At 60.4% G+C, this 293-nt stretch carries 1 pseudogene; it reads right to left on the bottom strand.

From position 1 onward, the window contains the following. A pseudogene (locus tag SB753_RS36310) lies at nt 1–293 on the bottom strand (universal stress protein); the annotation flags it as partial.

Genomic DNA, 293 nt, shown 5'->3' with positions numbered 1-293 from the left:
ACAGGACGCCCCGCCGCCATCCCCAGATTCTCGACGAACTGTTCTGCGATGAATGAATCGGGATCCTTCAGATCGATCTGGCCCGCGACGATCAGGTCAGCCAGGCGTGCATACGGCGGTATGACATCGTTCGCGTAGCCGGTGATCGCGATCCACTGTCCGTCCACTTTGGCACGTGCGAGCGCTGCGTGAAAGACACGCTTAAGGTCGGCGCACCGCTCCTGTCGTTGCTGCTCGTGCTCGATGTAGTAACTGGCCGTGCCGCCCATGACGAAAAGCTCATGCTTGTCCGG

Origin of the sequence: Paraburkholderia sp. SIMBA_053 (assembly GCF_046534895.1) — a bacterium.
Classification (GTDB): domain Bacteria; phylum Pseudomonadota; class Gammaproteobacteria; order Burkholderiales; family Burkholderiaceae; genus Paraburkholderia; species Paraburkholderia caledonica.
This window is presented reverse-complemented; position numbering and strand designations above follow the sequence as displayed.